At 46.7% G+C, this 16517-nt stretch carries 16 protein-coding genes; 8 read left to right on the top strand and 8 right to left on the bottom strand.

The genetic code is table 11. The features are described from left to right. Nucleotides 1-26: 26 nt before the first annotated feature. The 3 genes from gmk (at nt 27) to ACNOGP_RS21205 (ending at nt 2449) form a co-directional block, all read left to right on the top strand. Nucleotides 27-593: a guanylate kinase gene (gmk, locus tag ACNOGP_RS21195; RefSeq protein ID WP_195629839.1), complete on the top strand. Its 567-nt coding sequence runs from the start codon at nt 27-29 to the stop codon at nt 591-593. Between the two features lie 143 nt (nt 594-736). Beyond that, nucleotides 737-1315, top strand: coding sequence for a nicotinate (nicotinamide) nucleotide adenylyltransferase (nadD, locus tag ACNOGP_RS21200; RefSeq protein ID WP_418213663.1), 579 nt, complete (start codon nt 737-739; stop codon nt 1313-1315). A gap of 147 nt (nt 1316-1462) precedes the next feature. Then, complete coding sequence (locus tag ACNOGP_RS21205; RefSeq protein WP_195477624.1) at nt 1463-2449, top strand: IS30 family transposase; 987 nt, start codon at nt 1463-1465, stop codon at nt 2447-2449. Nucleotides 2450-2491: 42 nt separating this feature from the next. Here the strand turns inward: ACNOGP_RS21205 and ACNOGP_RS21210 are convergent, their stop codons facing one another. Further along, nucleotides 2492-3550: a metallophosphoesterase gene (locus ACNOGP_RS21210; protein WP_418213664.1), complete on the bottom strand. Its 1059-nt coding sequence runs from the start codon at nt 3548-3550 to the stop codon at nt 2492-2494. Between the two features lie 88 nt (nt 3551-3638). Between ACNOGP_RS21210 and ACNOGP_RS21215 the strand changes: the two genes are divergently transcribed. Continuing rightward, nucleotides 3639-4529, top strand: coding sequence for a 1,4-dihydroxy-2-naphthoate polyprenyltransferase (locus ACNOGP_RS21215; RefSeq protein WP_143865036.1), 891 nt, complete (start codon nt 3639-3641; stop codon nt 4527-4529). 37 nt (nt 4530-4566) lie between these two features. Here ACNOGP_RS21215 and rfbB read toward each other — a convergent pair whose 3' ends face one another. The 5 genes from rfbB to ACNOGP_RS21240 all read right to left on the bottom strand — a co-directional run bounded on the left by rfbB (nt 4567) and on the right by ACNOGP_RS21240 (nt 7822). Next, nucleotides 4567-5703, bottom strand: a complete 1137-nt coding sequence (gene rfbB, locus ACNOGP_RS21220; protein ID WP_143865035.1) for a dTDP-glucose 4,6-dehydratase — start codon at nt 5701-5703, stop codon at nt 4567-4569. Nucleotides 5704-5724: 21 nt separating this feature from the next. After that, nucleotides 5725-6594, bottom strand: coding sequence for a glucose-1-phosphate thymidylyltransferase RfbA (rfbA, locus tag ACNOGP_RS21225; RefSeq protein WP_007766688.1), 870 nt, complete (start codon nt 6592-6594; stop codon nt 5725-5727). A gap of 74 nt (nt 6595-6668) precedes the next feature. Continuing rightward, entirely contained in the window at nt 6669-7163 is a 495-nt protein-coding gene (locus tag ACNOGP_RS21230) for a metallophosphoesterase family protein (protein WP_418213665.1), read from the bottom strand. 6 nt (nt 7164-7169) lie between these two features. Further along, nucleotides 7170-7670, bottom strand: coding sequence for a DUF6169 family protein (locus ACNOGP_RS21235; protein WP_186967377.1), 501 nt, complete (start codon nt 7668-7670; stop codon nt 7170-7172). Then, a complete protein-coding gene (locus ACNOGP_RS21240; RefSeq protein WP_153260233.1) occupies nt 7670-7822 on the bottom strand; it encodes a hypothetical protein in 153 nt (50 codons plus the stop codon). Before ACNOGP_RS21240 ends, ACNOGP_RS21235 begins: the two co-directional genes overlap by 1 nt. A gap of 182 nt (nt 7823-8004) precedes the next feature. On the opposite strand from ACNOGP_RS21240, the gene ppk1 reads away from it, so the two are divergent. Further along, nucleotides 8005-10335, top strand: coding sequence for a polyphosphate kinase 1 (gene ppk1 / locus ACNOGP_RS21245; RefSeq protein ID WP_418213666.1), 2331 nt, complete (start codon nt 8005-8007; stop codon nt 10333-10335). Between the two features lie 369 nt (nt 10336-10704). Then, on the top strand, nt 10705-12948 hold the full coding sequence (locus tag ACNOGP_RS21250) for an inorganic phosphate transporter (protein ID WP_195474960.1): 2244 nt from the start codon (nt 10705-10707) through the stop codon (nt 12946-12948). 288 nt (nt 12949-13236) lie between these two features. Here the strand turns inward: ACNOGP_RS21250 and ACNOGP_RS21255 are convergent, their stop codons facing one another. Further along, nucleotides 13237-13755 (bottom strand): HU family DNA-binding protein, encoded by a 519-nt coding sequence (locus tag ACNOGP_RS21255; RefSeq protein WP_007766705.1) that lies wholly within the window; start codon nt 13753-13755, stop codon nt 13237-13239. 249 nt (nt 13756-14004) lie between these two features. Here ACNOGP_RS21255 and ACNOGP_RS21260 point away from each other — a divergent pair, with 249 nt between their 5' ends. After that, nucleotides 14005-14238: a DUF4248 domain-containing protein gene (locus ACNOGP_RS21260; RefSeq protein WP_007751567.1), complete on the top strand. Its 234-nt coding sequence runs from the start codon at nt 14005-14007 to the stop codon at nt 14236-14238. Nucleotides 14239-14437: 199 nt separating this feature from the next. Continuing rightward, nucleotides 14438-15652 (top strand): IS256 family transposase, encoded by a 1215-nt coding sequence (locus ACNOGP_RS21265; RefSeq protein WP_121765586.1) that lies wholly within the window; start codon nt 14438-14440, stop codon nt 15650-15652. A 292-nt stretch (nt 15653-15944) separates the two neighbouring features. Here ACNOGP_RS21265 and ACNOGP_RS21270 read toward each other — a convergent pair whose 3' ends face one another. Further along, the gene (locus ACNOGP_RS21270; protein WP_418213667.1) at nt 15945-16439 is read right to left on the bottom strand and encodes a hypothetical protein; all 495 of its coding nucleotides are present in this window, start codon (nt 16437-16439) and stop codon (nt 15945-15947) included. Nucleotides 16440-16517 lie beyond the last annotated feature (78 nt).

A 16517-nucleotide genomic window follows, 5' to 3' on the forward strand; every position in this document is an offset into this window, starting at 1 on the left:
CTTCATTATTCATTCTTAATTTAACTATGACTGGCAAATTAATTATATTCTCCGCTCCGTCGGGTTCGGGGAAATCTACAATCATCAATTATCTGCTGACGCAGAATTTGAATCTTGCGTTTTCTATCTCCGCCACCAGCCGTCCTCCACGCGGAACGGAACAGCATGGGGTGGAATATTTCTTCCTTACTCCGGAAGAGTTTCGTAGCCGCATCGAGAACAACGAATTTTTGGAATACGAGGAAGTGTATAAAGACCGTTACTACGGGACGCTGAAAGAGCAGGTGGAAAAGCAATTGGAAGCCGGACAGAATGTCGTGTTCGACGTTGATGTGGTAGGCGGATGCAATATCAAGAAGTTTTACGGTGAGCGTGCGTTGTCGGTATTTATCCAACCGCCTTCGGTGGAGGAATTACGTTGCCGGTTGGAAGGACGAGGTACAGACACTCCCGAAGTGATAGAAAGCCGCATCTCCAAAGCGGAATATGAATTGAGCTTCGCTCCGCAATTTGACTGCATCATCGTGAATGATAACCTAGAAACGGCCAAAGCCGAAACGCTGAAAGTGATTAAGGAGTTTCTGGAGAAATAAACTAAAGTTGGAAAAGGGAGTTCCAGTTACCAATCCAATGGAAAAAGTAGCTTATAACAAGGAAGGAACCCAACGAAAGGAAGGAACCCAACGAAAGGAAGCAACCAATAAAGGAAATAACCAATAAAGGAAGGAAGCAACCAATGAAAAAAAGCCATCGACTGAAAACCGGAATATTCAGCGGGTCTTTCAACCCGATTCATATCGGACACCTCGCATTGGCCAATTACCTTTGCGAGTACGAAGGCTTGGATGAAATCTGGTTCATGGTTACTCCTCAAAACCCTCTGAAAACGCAGGATGAGCTATGGAGTGACGAACTGCGTCTCCGGCTTGTAGAACTGTGTATCAGCGATTACCCCCATTTCCGTGCTTCGGATTTTGAATTTCATCTTCCCCGTCCTTCTTACAGTGTATATACGCTCGAAAAATTGCGCGAAGCCTATCCCGACCGTGAGTTTCACCTCATCATCGGTTCGGACAATTGGGCGCGTTTCGACCGCTGGTTTCAGTCGGAGCGCATCATTAAAGAGAACCACATCATTATTTACCCCCGTCCCGGCTTTCCCGTAGCAGCGGAAGAATTGCCGGAAACTGTCCGCCTCGTCCATTCCCCAGTGTTTGAAATCAGCTCCACATTCATTCGTGAGGCGCTGAAGGCGGGAAAGGATGTCCGGTATTTCCTGCATCCGAAGGTGTGGGAGCAAATAGAAAGTGCCTAAGTTCAAGTTATAAATGCGACAGTTGAGTGAGAATATAGTTTAGAAAAATATTTTTAGAGAGAAGCGGATGAAAAAAATCTTCATCTTGCTTCTCCCTTGGAATAAAGTTTCTATCTTGCTCCCTCAATCTCCTACCAAATCAGTCGCATGATGAAACAATTAACCGAAGGACAAAGATACAAATTACAAGCGTATCTGCAAGCAGGAATTAAAAAAGATGAAATAGCCCATTTGCTGGGTATTCATCGTAGTACCCTTTATCGTGAGTTATGTCGCAATAAATGGAATCCCACGGACTCTTATGATGCTGACTATGCACAGTATCGTTACGAACGTCGTAAAGAGCAACGTATTCGTCCACAGAAATTCACAGAGTGTGTCAAGGCCAGAGCCACAGCCATGCTTGTCCAGCTGAATTATAGCCCGGAACAAATAGTAGGAAGATGTAAGGGGCTAGGCTTCCCGATGGTTTCCGTGGAGAGGCTTTATCAGTGGATATGGGACGATAAACGAAAAGGCGGGGATTTATATCGGTCACTTAGAAGAAAGGGGCGGAAGCATGGAAAGAGAGGTTCCGCACATAATAGTAGAGGATGTATTCCCAATCGCAAGGATATTTCGGAAAGACCTGCTATTGTGGAGAAAAAAAAGAGATGGGGAGATTTGGAAATGGATACTATTATTGGAAAGAATAATAAAGGGGCTATTCTTACAATAAATGAAAGAAAAACTGGGTGGCTATGGACATACAAGTTGCCAAGTAAGGAAGCTAAATATGTGGCGGCAGCAACCGTGCAACTATTGAGACCATATAAAGGGCGAATACATACAATTACTTCAGACAATGGATCAGAATTTGCAGACCACCAATATATTGCGAAAGAATTAGGGATAGATTTTTACTTTGCAAAACCACATCACCCATGGGAAAGAGGAGCAAATGAAAACCTAAATGGATTAGTCAGGCAATATATACCGAAAGGCATTTCGTTCGAATATATTACACACCAATATATAGAGGAAATTACATTAGAAATTAATCAAAGACCAAGAAAAAGATTGGGATTTTTATCACCCAAAGAGGCACAAAATTTTAGAAAGATTAAGCAGCTCAAGAAAAAATTGAACTTATAAAATAAGGAGGTGTCGCATTTACAAATTGAATTCAGCGTGTACTTATTCCTTCAACCGATGCAGAGTAATCATTATAACCTCCGCCGGAGCACCGATACGAATTGGTAATTGGGAGGTTCCGATCCCGTTGGTTACAATCAAAGGAATTTTAGCCGAATTATAAGCCAGGCCGGTGAGGAAACGTGTGCCGTAATTCGAGTTCAACACCGGAGCAATCCCGAACACACGTACTTGTCCGCCATGCGTATGCCCTGCCAAAGCGAGATCTGTATTGGCTACAGAAACATCTTCCACATAGTCCGGAGTATGCACCAGCATGATAACGAAATCTCTGGGAGAAAGGGCTAACGTGGGGGACTTTCCGTTCTGCCCCAAGTCAAAAGGATTGCGCACACCGGCAATGATAATTTGCTGACCGTCCTTGCGGAGTGTGTCCACTTCGTGTTCCAACGGATGCATTCCATAATGCTTCATCGTGCGGATAATCTCGTCATGACAACGCTCGTAATCGTTATTCCCCATCACCCCGTAGGTCCCCATCGGTGTCTTCACCCGTGCAAGCGCCGAAAACAAAGGTTCTACATACTCACAACCTTCCTGATAATCGCCGCCCATCAAGAGTACATCCGCTTTTTGGGCAATCAGCAGACGAACCAAATCATTCAGCCCTTTCTCTTTCAACAAACTCTTATAATGCAAATCGGAGATAAAAGCGATGCGAAAACCCTCGAAGGCTTCGGGAACGTCCCGGTGGGTAAAGTCATATTTCACGACACGATCCACCCCTGAATAAACGGAGGAAACGTCCACTTCGGAAGAAGTTATTTTCGTACCGCGAAGTACCCAATCCTCCGATTTATATGCATCAGCAGAAGATTTATCTTTCTTGGCTCTGCGTTTCCTGCCTTTCGAAACGTTCAGATCTTTGAGTTGCGAGTGATCCGGAGCAAACAGTCCGGCTATGGCGTTGGACGTATCCGCAACAATGGAGTCTGTGTTCAAAACAAGACGCGGCAAGGTTGCTACCATCCTCTTTTTCGACTTGCAGGAAACAAGTAAAAGCAGCGTCAGCAGTAGAAACGGATAAATAGATTTCTTCATCTTCTCTTAGTTTGAAGTTTTTAGGGGTGCAAAGATACGAAAAATCATGTATCTTTGTCCATCAAAACTCTTTATAAAATATTAAAGCATGGAAGAAGTAAAGCGTAATTCACTGAAAGCATGGTTATTAGCTGCACGGCCTAAGACTCTCACAGGAGCTATCACTCCGGTTTTAATCGGTACAGCCCTAGCGGCAATGGACGGACGTTTCCATTGGTTGCCTGCCCTTGTCTGCTGCCTGTTTGCCGGTCTGATGCAAATAGCCGCGAATTTCATCAACGATCTTTTCGACTTCCTCAAAGGAACCGACCGTGAAGACCGGTTGGGTCCCGAACGTGCTTGCGCACAAGGATGGATCTCACCGCAGGCAATGAAAACCGGAATTGCCGTTACCGTCACACTTGCCTGCCTGATCGGCTGCACGCTATTACTTTTTGCCGGATGGGAGTTGATCATCATAGGAGCGCTTTGTGTATTATTCGCCTTCCTTTACACTACCGGACCTTATCCCCTCTCCTACAACGGTTGGGGAGACGTGTTAGTCATCATTTTCTTCGGATTTGTTCCCGTAGGCGGAACTTACTACGTGCAGGCACTGACGTGGACACCGGATGTCACCATCGCCTCCATCATTTGCGGACTATTAATCGACACACTGTTAGTTGTCAATAATTATCGAGACCGCGAAGCGGATGCCCGTAGCGGAAAACGGACCGTCATCGTCCGTTTCGGTGAGAAGTTCGGACGCTATTTCTATCTGCTGCTAGGCATTTCGGCTTCCCTACTCTGCCTATATTTCTTACGCGAAGGACATATTTACGCTGCCCTTCTTCCGCAACTTTACCTGGTTCCCCACGTCCTCACCTGGAGGCGAATGGTAAAAATACACAGCGGTAAAAAATTAAACAGCATATTAGGCGAGACCTCACGTAATATGCTGTTTATGGGAATTCTTTTAGCTATCGGGATGATTCTTTGAAAACGAGATCATTCCCCATTTAATCACTTCTTTTAATCTACTTTCCGTACATCTTTTCGTAATATCCCTGATAATCTCCGCTGGTCACTTCTTCCACCCAAGTTTGGTTGTTCAGATACCACTCGATGGTTTTCACGATGCCGACTTCAAATTTCGTTTCGGGATACCAGCCCAGTGCATTTGTTATCTTTGTAGGGTCAATGGCGTAACGTTGGTCGTGTCCCAGACGGTCTTTGACGAAAGTAATCAGTTCTTCGTTGATCCAATCGATGGAAATCTCCCCGTTCTCATCTTTCACCCGTTTCTTGAGCACCTGGCGATATTCCGGATGTTCCGTCATCAGCCGATGAATAGTAGAGATTGTCAGCTTCACGATTTCGAGGTTTGTCTTCTCGTTATGCCCACCCACGTTGTACACCTCGCCTTCCTGTCCTTCACGCACAACAAGGTCGATAGCTTTACAGTGGTCTTCCACATAAAGCCAGTCGCGCACGTTACTTCCATCGCCATAGACAGGCAGATGTTTTCCTTCAAGTATATTCTTGATAATCAACGGAATCAGTTTTTCCGGGAAATGATACGGACCATAATTGTTGGAGCAACGAGTAATCGTTACCGGCATTTTATAAGTGTCGTGATAAGCCATCACAAACAGATCCGCACTCGTCTTGGATGCGCTGTACGGGCTATGAGGGCAGAGCGGAGTTGTCTCCGTAAAATACCCTTCGGCTCCCAGCGAGCCATACACCTCGTCGGTAGACACTTGATGATAACGCACTCCTTTTCTCCAAGTGGGGTATCCTTGTTCATCCTTACCCATCACCCATGCGCGGCGTGCGCAATCCAGCAAGTTCTGTGTTCCTAAAATATTGGTTATCAGGAACAGTTGTGGATTTTCAATACTACGGTCAACATGACTTTCGGCAGCGAAATTCACCACATAATCAAAGCGATATTCAGCAAATAGGCTGTCTACCACGTCGCGGCTCCCGATATCACCTTTGATAAAGACGCAACGTTCATTGTCAATGTCTTTCGCAATTGTCCCTAAGTTACCTGCATACGTCAATGCATCCAATATCACGACTTTTATATCGCTATGCTTCGCTAAGATGTATTTGATGTAATTTGCACCGATAAAACCTGCGGCACCGGTCACTAGATAAGTTTTCATATTTTACTTTTTATGTTGATTTTAGGATTGTTTCGCCAGTTCTATCAAATATTTGCCGTACTCGGTCTTTTCGAGGCGTTGTCCCAGCAGCAGCAGTTGTTCGGTCGGAATCCATCCCTGACGCCAGGCTATCTCTTCAATACAACTGACATAGAAACCTTGTCGGTTTTGGATGGTGGCAACAAAGTTGGACGCCTCCAGCAGACTGTCACAGTTTCCCGTATCCAACCACGCGAATCCGCGTCCGAAAAGTTCCACTTTCAAAGTGCCTTCTTCCAGATACAGGCGGTTGAGGTCTGTTATTTCGTATTCTCCACGTGCTGAGGGTCGAAGAGCCGCCGCTTTTTCCGTCACGGTGGCATCATAGAAATACAATCCGGGAACGGCGTAATTGCTTTTCGGCACTGCCGGTTTCTCTTCCAGCGAAATAACCTTTCCCTGTTCGTCAAATTCCACCACGCCGTACGCGCGAGGGTCTTTCACATAATAGCCGAATATACAAGCTCCCTTCTCTATATTGGCAGCCCGGCGAAGCATGGCGGAGAAACCTTGCCCGTAAAACATATTATCTCCAAGAATCAAGCAGCCCGGTTCTCCATTCAGGAAATCGGCTCCCAACACGAAAGCCTGCGCCAACCCGTTAGGCTGCTCCTGCACTTTGTAAGAGAAAGACATACCCAATTCCTCACCCGTCCCCAGCAAATCGCGGAACATCGGCAAGTCACGCGGAGTTGAGATGATCAAAATCTCACGAATCCCCGCCAACATCAGTGTAGACAGCGGATAGTAAATCATCGGCTTGTCGTAGACAGGCATTATCTGTTTGGAGATCGCTTTAGAAAGCGGATAGAGGCGAGTGGCACTACCACCGGCAAGAATAATTCCCTTCATGTTCGTCTTCGTTATTCATAAACTGAGTGCAAAGGTCGGAAAGAAATCCGAGATGACAAAAATAATATGAAAAATTATTTATCCGCCAACTCGATAACCTCCAAGTCCTTAAACGTCCCCCGCTCGATGACAAAGCGCACCAATGTACGCACTTTATGAAATCCTGACATCCCCGCAGCTCCGGGATTGATGTGCAACATATCCAACGTTTTGTCGTACTTCACCTTTAATATATGAGAATGCCCACTAATGAACAACTTAGGCGGGCGTGTCATCAGACTTCCAATTATCGAAGGATCATACTTTCCCGGATAGCCGCCTATGTGTTTTATCAGCACTTCGGTGTCATCCACCGTAAAACGGTTCACCTGCGGATACAGCTTCCTGATAGCCTGTCCGTCAATATTTCCGTAGACTGCCCGGAAAGGACGGAACGCCGCCAACCTCTCCGCCACTTCCACCGAACCGATATCGCCGGCATGCCAAATCTCGTCGCACGACTCAAAATACTCCAGGTATTTCTCATCCCAATAAGCATGGGTATCGGATAATAATCCAATTCTTATCATATCTCCTTAAGAAAGTTTATCTTTCATATCCTCCGTAAAAACGTCAAAAGCCTCTTTTATCTCATCCAAATGAGGATGAGTTATTTTTAATATCACAGAAGCAAAATAATAAATCGAATCCGATTCCACTTTGGCAGTCAAATGTATATATTCCTCCTGTTTTTCATATTCATAAAACCAAATATCAAACAATCGGTCACGACTAGCCTGCCTACCATCCGATGTATCACAAACATAGAGCAAAACATTACTGTTCTCCCGAAAGAACACCTCAATAATAGCCCATACAGTTTCTTTCACCAGTGGATCTTTGAGAAAACGACTTCCATTCTTCTCTACAATAAAAAACTGATAAGTATTTTTATCAAAGAAAGTATAATCCTCCACAAACCCCACCTCATACACCAATCCATATCGGGTATGGAATAGCAGTGAGTTACCATCGCTTGCAATTTCTACTTTGTAAGGTGAGATTCGGTTAATCTGTTCTATGGAAAGGCAATACATCAGCAGAACTTAACCAACTTGAAATCCTTGTCCTTCAATTCAGACACAGAGCGTCCGCTTTGAACCTGTTCAGTCCAAATACGTTTGCGTGTAGCAGCCTCTTTAATAGCTTTTACCGCTTCCTCTTTCGATTTAAATTTCTTAATTGTCATCGTTTTAACGGCTTCATTTTTATGCAAAAATACGAATTAATCCTCAATAAACAATTTATTTCATCAATTTATCCTTCATCCTGCTATATTCATACAAACAAAAGAATAGGATTCTTGTTTTTCATCTTTATTTTTTTGTTTAATCCTATAAAGGTGTTATATTTGGAAAAATCTTAAAGCACATGGAAAACAAATATAAATATTTCAAGCGAGATATCAGCTGGCTATCGTTCAACTACCGCGTGTTGCTGGAGGCTTTGGACGAGCGTCTCCCCCTTTACGAACGCATCAACTTTATTTCCATCTACTCTTCCAACCTCGAAGAATTTTATAAAATCCGTGTAGCAGACCACAAAGCTGTTGCTTCCGGCGCAACGGAAAGTGATGAAGAAAGCGTACAATCCGCCCGCGAACTTGTAGAGGAAATCAACAGGGAAGTCAACCGGCAACTAGATGACCGTGTACGCATCTACGAACAAAAAATATTGCCTGCCCTACAAAAGAACCACATCATCTTTTATCAAGACAGCCATGTAGAACCGTTCCATCAGCAGTTTATCAAAGACTTCTTCAAAGAAGAAATCTTCCCCTACCTGCAACCCGTACCCGTTTCCAAAGACAAAATCGTCTCTTTCTTACGAGATAACCGACTCTATCTCGCTATCCGACTCTATCCGAAAGAAGAAAGAAAAGAAGGAGAAGAAGGAAAAGAAACAAGAGAAGAAAGAGCAATAAAATCAGCAAGAGAAAGAAACGAAGAAAGAGAAAGAAACGAAGCAAGAGAAGATATAGAAGCAAAAGAAGGAATAGAAGAAAAAGGATCCCCCATCCTCGAATCCTCCCGTCCTCCTCTTTACTTCGTGATGAAGCAGCCCTACGCAAAAGTCCCCCGTTTCATCGAGTTGCCGTGTCATGAAAAAAATCATTACCTGATGTTTGTCGAAGACATCATCAAGGCGAACCTCAATCTAATTTTTCCCGGTTATGATGTCGAGTCGTGTTACAGTATAAAAATCTCCCGTGACGCCGACATATTAATTGACGACACCGCCAGCAGTGCCGACCTCGTAGCCCAGCTCAAGAAGAAAGTAAAGAAGCGTAAAATAGGAGACGTCTGCCGCTTCGTCTACGACCGTGCCATGCCGCACGACTTTCTGGATTTTCTCGTAGACGCGTTTCACATTCACCGCGACGAACTCGTTCCCGGCGACAAACACCTGAACCTGGAAGACCTGCGCCATCTCCCCAACCCCAACAAATCACTTCCCAACACAGGCAAACTACTTCCTAGTACAGGCAAATCACTTCCTAGCAATGATAAATCGTCCCCTAATTCCGGCGGCAAGTCACTCCACAGCCCCGAAAAGCCGAAGCCGATGAAACTCACCATCCTCGACGAAAAAGAATCCATCTTCAACTACGTCGCCCGGAAAGACCTGCTGCTCTATTACCCCTATCACTCCTTCGAGCACTTCATCCACTTCCTTTACGAAGCCGTGCACAATCCGGAAACCCGTGAAATCATGGTGACGCAATACCGTGTGGCGGAGAACTCCGCCGTCATCAACACCCTGATAGCCGCTGCCCAGAACGGCAAGAAAGTCACAGTATTTGTAGAGTTGAAAGCTCGTTTCGACGAAGAGAACAACCTAGCCACGGCCGAAATGATGCAAGCCGCCGGCATAAAAATCATATACAGCATTCCCGGTCTGAAAGTGCACGCCAAAGTAGCCCTTATCCGCCGTCGTGGGCTGAACGGTGAGAAAATCCCCAGCTACGCCTACATCAGCACCGGCAACTTCAACGAGAAAACCGCCACACTTTATGCCGACTGCGGACTATTCACCTGTCGCAAAGAAATAGTGAACGACCTTTACAACCTCTTCCGCACCCTTCAAGGCAAAGAAGACCCGAAGTTCACCACCCTCCTTGTCGCCCGTTTCAACCTCATCCCAGAGTTGAACCGCCTCATCGACCGTGAGATCGCCCTAGCCGATCAAGGCAAACCCGCCCGCATCATCCTAAAAATGAACGCCCTTCAAGACCCCACCATGATAGACCGCCTCTACGAAGCCTCCGAACATGGTGTGCAGATAGACCTTATCATTCGCGGAATCTGCTGCCTCATCCCCGACCAGCCGTACAGCCGCAACATCCGCATCACCCGCATCGTAGACAGCTTCCTGGAACACGCCCGCATCTGGTACTTCGGCAACGGCGGCAATCCCAAAGTCTTCATGGGCTCACCCGACTGGATGCGTCGCAACCTCTACCGCCGCATCGAGGCCATCACCCCCGTCCTCGACCCCGACCTGCGCAACAGCCTAATCGAAATGCTTACCATCCAACTCGCCGACAACCAAAAAGCCTGCCGAGTAGACGCAAAGCTACAAAACATATTCAAAAAAAGAACACCCGGAACCCCCGCCATCCGAGCGCAATACACCCTATATAACTGGCTTTGTTCAAATAACACCCAGCAACCCAAAGACCAACCACCCATGCCCCAATAACACCCAGTCCCCCAAAAAAACCACCCCAGCCATGCCCAACAACACCCAGCAACCCCAAAGACCAGCACCATGCCCCGTCTCCTCCCCACCCCATCCGCATGGTTTCCCCCGGCCTACTTTTTTCTCCGTCAAGCGAGCTCCCGTAACGGAGCGTAAAGAAGGGCAGACTGTTTGAGCGAAGCGAGTTTCTGCCCTTCAGCGGAGTGCAGGAAGCGAGTAGGAGAAAAAAGTAAGCCTTGAATTTTTCTTTGCTTCTTTCTTTTGTTTCAAGACAAAAGAAAGAAGATTGTAACACAAATGTAACATCTATGACATTTCCCTGCAACGTCAAATTCCGTCCTTTGCGTCCGAAATTACATACATACATTTATGGAGACAATTTACCTATGCATTATCATTTTTCTGTTCGTCCTTGCCGTGTTCGACCTCATTGTCGGCGTGAGCAATGACGCGGTCAACTTCCTGAACTCCGCGGTAGGCGCCAAAGCCGCATCGTTCAAGACCATCCTGTTCATAGCCGGTGTCGGCATTTTCATCGGCGCCTCCCTGTCCAACGGGATGATGGACATAGCCCGTCACGGCATCTACCAGCCCGAGCACTTCTACTTTGCCGAAATCATGTGCATCCTGCTTGCCGTCATGCTGACCGACGTAGTACTTCTCGACGTCTTCAACTCAATGGGCATGCCCACCTCCACCACCGTTTCACTAGTCTTCGAGCTACTTGGAGGAACCTTCGCCCTCGCGCTCATCAAAGTACACAACAGCGACACCCTCGCGCTGGGCGACCTCATCAACACCGACAAAGCCCTTTCCGTCATCATGGCAATCTTCGTATCCGTAGCCATCGCCTTCTTCTTCGGAATGCTTGTGCAGTGGATTGCCCGTGTGATATTCACCTTCAACTACACCAAAAAGATGAAGTACAGCATAGCCCTCTTCGGAGGCATCGCCGCCACCTCCATCATCTACTTCATGCTCATCAAAGGGCTGAAAGACAGCTCCTTCATGACACCCGAAAACAAACACTGGATACAAGACAACACCCTGCCGCTCATCACCGTGTTCTTCGTATTCTTCACCCTGCTGATGCAAGTCCTCCACTGGCTGAAAGTCAACGTCTTCAAAGTAGTCGTGCTGATGGGCACCTTCGCCCTCGCCCTCGCTTTCGCCGGCAACGACCTCGTCAACTTCATCGGCGTTCCCCTCGCCGGTTTCTCCTCCTTCATAGACTACACCGCCAACGGATCGGGCAACCCGGACAACTTCCTGATGACCTCCCTGCTAGGACCCGCCAAAACCCCGTGGTACTTCCTGATCGGAGCCGGAGCAATCATGGTCTACGCACTCTGCACCTCCAAAAAGGCGCACGCCGTTATCAAGACCTCCGTCGACCTCTCCCGCCAAGACGAAGGCGAAGAAACCTTCGGAAGCACCCCGATAGCCCGTACAATCGTCCGTTTCAGCATGGCGCTCGCCAACGGAATCTCACGAATCACTCCGAACAGCACCAAGAAATGGCTCGACACCCGCTTCCGCAAAGACGAAGCCATCATAGCCGACGGCGCAGCGTTCGACCTTGTCCGCGCCTCCGTCAACCTCGTGCTGGCAGGCCTGCTCATCGCTTTGGGAACATCACTGAAACTTCCCCTTTCCACCACCTACGTCACCTTCATGGTAGCTATGGGAACCTCACTGGCCGACCGTGCCTGGGGACGTGACTCCGCCGTTTACCGTATCACAGGCGTACTGAGCGTCATCGGCGGCTGGTTCATCACCGCCGGAGCCGCCTTCACCATCTGCTTCTTCGTCGCCCTCGTACTTCACTACGGAGGAAACATTTCCATCATCGCCCTCATCGGCATCGCCGTGTTCATCCTGATACGCAGCCAAGTGATGTACAAGAAACGCAAAGCGAAAGAGCAAGGCAACGAGACCCTGAAACAACTGATGCAGACCACCGACAGCGAAGAAGCTCTGCAACTGATGCGCAAGCACACCCGCGAAGAGCTCGGCAAAGTGTTGGAATACGCGGAAACGAACTTCGAACTCACCGTCACCTCCTTCCTCCACGAAAACCTGCGAGGATTGCGTCGCGCGATGGGCTCCACCAAATTCGAGAAGCAGCTCGTCAAGCAGATGAAGCGTACCGGAACCGTCGCCATGTGCCGTCTCGACAACAACACCGTGCTCGAAAAAGGGCTTTACTACTACCAGGGCAACGACTTCGCCAGCGAACTGGTGTACAGCATTTCCCGTCTCTGCGAACCGTGTCTGGAGCACATCGACAACAACTTCAACCCATTGGACGCTATCCAAAAAGGCGAATTCAGCGACGCGGCCGAAGACATCACTTACCTGATCCAGCAATGTCGCAGAAAACTGGAAAACAACGATTACAATAACATGGAAGAAGAAATCCGCCGCGCCAACGACCTTAACGGACAACTCTCGCTGCTGAAACGTAAAGAACTGCAGCGCATCCAAAGCCAGTCGGGAAGTATCCGCGTCAGCATGGTATACCTGACGATGGTTCAGGAAGCCCAAAACGTGGTGACTTACACCATCAATCTAATGAAAGTAAGCCGTAAATTCCAGATCGAGACCGACTGATCTGATTTCTCCACAAAAAAATCCCCCCTTACCATTCCTTAATATCACAACGGACTAAGGTAATAGTAAGGGGAATTTTTCATCTCTTCACTTACAAATACTAAGCGAGCCAGCTTCATTTTTCCACAATTTCCACAAACAGTAATCTACTCTTTACGGCGTCTGCGGAAGCGCAATATTGCCTCAAGAATGTCAAGCAATTTTTCCAACAACAATTTCATTAGCTTCTCTTTTTAATTTTTTTTAAATCCGGTCTCTTAAAATCCTCTCTTAAAGTCCGTTTCCTCATTATTCAGCCGGATCCGGAGCTTCTCCGCCACCGTTTCCGTCGTCCGGATTCTTTCCGTCGTCCGGATCTTCACCTGAATCATCGGCAGCGACAAACGAGCCCGCCACATCCTTGACGTGTACAAATTCCACTCCGGAAGTCAGTGCACGGGTAGCGCTTCCGTTCGCCTCACGTGTATACTCCGGTGTAAACTGACAACGCAACGAAGTAATCTGCGCGCTGCTGACTTTACTTTCAAGCTCCACCCCTTTCCCGTTCGCCTTAGCGATCATGGTAAACGTTCCCAAGCCTTCGAGGCGTACCGTGCGGCTATTAAGCAACTGTTCCCGCATCACGGACATCAGATTACGAATCACATTATGGACATCACCCGCCGTCAGCGAGGCTTTTTCCGCAATCAATTCCGCCATTTTCTGCGTATTGACTGCCTTCCCGAATTTCACCAGACGGGGATAATACAATTTCTGTCCTTCCTTGTTGGCAAGCGTTGCCTGATAAGGTTTGTAAATTAATGGCATACTGTTTCCTTTTTTTAAATGATTAATAAATTAAATTCCTCTCTGTAACCGATTACGAAAGCAAAGGTAACCGAAAGGAAAAAAAACGTGAACCATAACGTACCGACCTGTCACAAGAGACAGCAACCCGGCACGAGTCCGCACAAACCATGCCCACAACCGCTTCTGCACAACACATCACCAATCTGCCTAAAAAGCCTTACCTTTACAAACATAGAATCTGATAAACCCCTTAAAAGACAACCGACAATGAAAGCAGAAACATCCCCTTCCATCCGCATCCGGACTTATAGCAAAAGCCAGTTAGCGTCCTTCTACCTGCCCGATATACAAACCGCCTCAGCACGCCGCACCCTGCGAGGGTGGATAGCCAAAAATACAGAATTACAGGCTGCACTCGCCCAAACGGGATACAGCGAGAAATCCATCCTGCTTACTCCGGCGCAAGTAGGGTTGTTTTTCCGTTTTTTAGGAGAACCTTGATTCACTTTTTCACCACAGATTACACGGATTAACACAGATTAGAGAAAGATTAGAGAAAAAAAAGAAGATTAAAGGAAAAAAATAAAGGAAAGAAGATTAAAAACGCAGATTTTCTCTAATCCGTTTTTCGAGGTTGTAAATTAAACTGTGTCAACAAAGGGAATGAATAAAATATTAACTTTGCAAACACAGTTTATTTATGAGCGAAGAATTTGATTTTGAAAGTATCAAGAACAAGGCCATCGAACAGCTAAAAGCCGGTAAGCCCTTGTTGGGAAAGGATGGAGCGTTTGCTCCCTTATTGGAGAGTATTTTAAATGCGGCCCTTGAAGGCGAGATGGATGCCCATCTCTCCGATGAAGAGCGTATGAGTGGCAATCGTCGTAACGGAAAGATGCGGAAGCAGGTACAGACTTCCATGGGTGAAGTGACCGTATCTACTCCGCGTGACCGCAATGCCACGTTTGAGCCTCAATTTATAAAGAAGCGTGAGACCATTCTTGCCGAGGGTGTTGCAGACCGCATCATCGGGCTTTATGCTTTGGGAAACAGCACACGTGAGATAAGCGACTGGATGGAAGAGAATCTGGGTAACCGTGTATCTGCCGAGACAATCAGTTCCATCACCGACCGTGTACTTCCGGAGATAAAGGCATGGCGTTCCCGGAGTCTGGACCCGGTTTATCCGATAGTCTGGCTCGACGCCATTCATTACAAGGTAATGGATGACAGAGGTTGTGCCGTCAGCCGTGCGATCTACAATGTCCTGGCTATAGACAAGGAAGGACGTAAGGACTTACTTGGCATGTATATCTCTAAAAATGAGGGCGCAAACTTCTGGCTGAATGTGTTGACCGATTTACAGAACCGTGGCGTGCGTGACATCCTCATAGCTTGTGTCGACGGTTTGAAAGGCTTCCCCGATGCCATCCAAAGCGTGTTCCCCAATACCGTCGTCCAACTCTGTATCGTCCATCAGATACGCAATTCCGTCAAGTATGTCGGCAGCAAACATCAAAAAGAGTTCATGAAAGACCTGAGACGTGTCTATGGCGCTGTAAGCAAGGAAGCCGCGGAAACAGAGCTTCTTAATCTGGATGAGAAATGGGGTGAGAAATATCCGATTGTCATCAGGTCATGGCAGGACAACTGGGAAAGGCTTGCTGAATACTTCCAGTTTACACCGGATATACGCCGCATGATATATACCACCAATACTGTCGAGGGCTATCATCGCCAAGTACGGAAAGTTACAAAAAACAAGGGCGTATTCCCTAATGATACCGCCCTTGAGAAGCTTGTCTACCTCGCTTACCGCAACATACGCAAGAAATGGACCATGCCCATTGCTAATTGGGCGGCCATCGCTGGGCAATTAGCGATAAAGTTTGGAGATAGATTTAAATTATTGTAATTTTACGCTCGTCGGGACGGGTGGTCCCGCCCCTTGGCGCTGGCCGCTCCCCGACCGATGAGTTTGAAAGGAAAATAGAGCATGACACAGTTTATTTTACGCCCCCCGTTTTTCCCCTAATCTATCTTTCTTCAATCTGTGTTAATCTGTGTAATCCGTGGTGAAAATTCTAATTCATCTTTCTTCAATCTGTGTTAATCCGTGTAATCCGTGGTGAAAATTCCAATCTATCTTTCTTCAATCCGTGGTAATCCGTGTAATCCGTGGTGAAAATTCTAAACCGTGGTGAGTTTCACTTTTTCTTATCAGTTTTATTCTTTTCCGCCTCTTCCTTCTTCATCTCCTCCCAATCTTCAACAGATATAATTTTATCCTCAAAGAGTTCGATATCCACAACCAGATGATGTCGGTTTATAATCCGGCACTTCACTTTCGCCGAATCTTTCAGTAAAAGGCCTACAACCGCACACAGTAATCCAGGAAGGGCTACAACGATTTTAGCCTTTTTGAGAACACACGCGCTAATATTAAATAACGTCGTAAAATCGGGTATTGAAGTACTGCCATCCCAGACGCAACTGAACACACGTCTCACCGAAGAAGTCGAACTATTTGAATTATTTACAATATAACCTTCCGGTATATCATTCTGCTTATCTATTTTCACCAAACAGTCCACAATCTCTTTTTTTGTGCTATCATCACAATGCCGAAGTCCGGTTACCTTACAGGTTGCTTCACTATTACTTGTCATTTCCGACTCTCTTTTTACCAATTTCTTTGCCATTTTCCTATTGCATTAATTAAAAATTCCCACAAAGAACGGCTATTTCTCTTAACATTCATGTTCACGCTTGACACATTC

It is taken from the genome of Bacteroides difficilis (genome assembly GCF_048319815.1).
Classification (GTDB): Bacteria; Bacteroidota; Bacteroidia; order Bacteroidales; family Bacteroidaceae; genus Bacteroides; species Bacteroides zhangwenhongii.

Coding starts and splice junctions, on each gene's coding strand:
- gmk (WP_195629839.1), top strand. CDS start 27: ATGACTGGCAAATTAATTATATTCTCCGCTCCGTCGGGTTCGGGGAAA.
- nadD (WP_418213663.1), top strand. CDS start 737: ATGAAAAAAAGCCATCGACTGAAAACCGGAATATTCAGCGGGTCTTTC.
- ACNOGP_RS21205 (WP_195477624.1), top strand. CDS start 1,463: ATGATGAAACAATTAACCGAAGGACAAAGATACAAATTACAAGCGTAT.
- ACNOGP_RS21210 (WP_418213664.1), bottom strand. CDS start 3,550: ATGAAGAAATCTATTTATCCGTTTCTACTGCTGACGCTGCTTTTACTT.
- ACNOGP_RS21215 (WP_143865036.1), top strand. CDS start 3,639: ATGGAAGAAGTAAAGCGTAATTCACTGAAAGCATGGTTATTAGCTGCA.
- rfbB (WP_143865035.1), bottom strand. CDS start 5,703: ATGAAAACTTATCTAGTGACCGGTGCCGCAGGTTTTATCGGTGCAAAT.
- rfbA (WP_007766688.1), bottom strand. CDS start 6,594: ATGAAGGGAATTATTCTTGCCGGTGGTAGTGCCACTCGCCTCTATCCG.
- ACNOGP_RS21230 (WP_418213665.1), bottom strand. CDS start 7,163: ATGATAAGAATTGGATTATTATCCGATACCCATGCTTATTGGGATGAG.
- ACNOGP_RS21235 (WP_186967377.1), bottom strand. CDS start 7,670: ATGTATTGCCTTTCCATAGAACAGATTAACCGAATCTCACCTTACAAA.
- ACNOGP_RS21240 (WP_153260233.1), bottom strand. CDS start 7,822: ATGACAATTAAGAAATTTAAATCGAAAGAGGAAGCGGTAAAAGCTATT.
- ppk1 (WP_418213666.1), top strand. CDS start 8,005: ATGGAAAACAAATATAAATATTTCAAGCGAGATATCAGCTGGCTATCG.
- ACNOGP_RS21250 (WP_195474960.1), top strand. CDS start 10,705: ATGGAGACAATTTACCTATGCATTATCATTTTTCTGTTCGTCCTTGCC.
- ACNOGP_RS21255 (WP_007766705.1), bottom strand. CDS start 13,755: ATGCCATTAATTTACAAACCTTATCAGGCAACGCTTGCCAACAAGGAA.
- ACNOGP_RS21260 (WP_007751567.1), top strand. CDS start 14,005: ATGAAAGCAGAAACATCCCCTTCCATCCGCATCCGGACTTATAGCAAA.
- ACNOGP_RS21265 (WP_121765586.1), top strand. CDS start 14,438: ATGAGCGAAGAATTTGATTTTGAAAGTATCAAGAACAAGGCCATCGAA.
- ACNOGP_RS21270 (WP_418213667.1), bottom strand. CDS start 16,439: ATGGCAAAGAAATTGGTAAAAAGAGAGTCGGAAATGACAAGTAATAGT.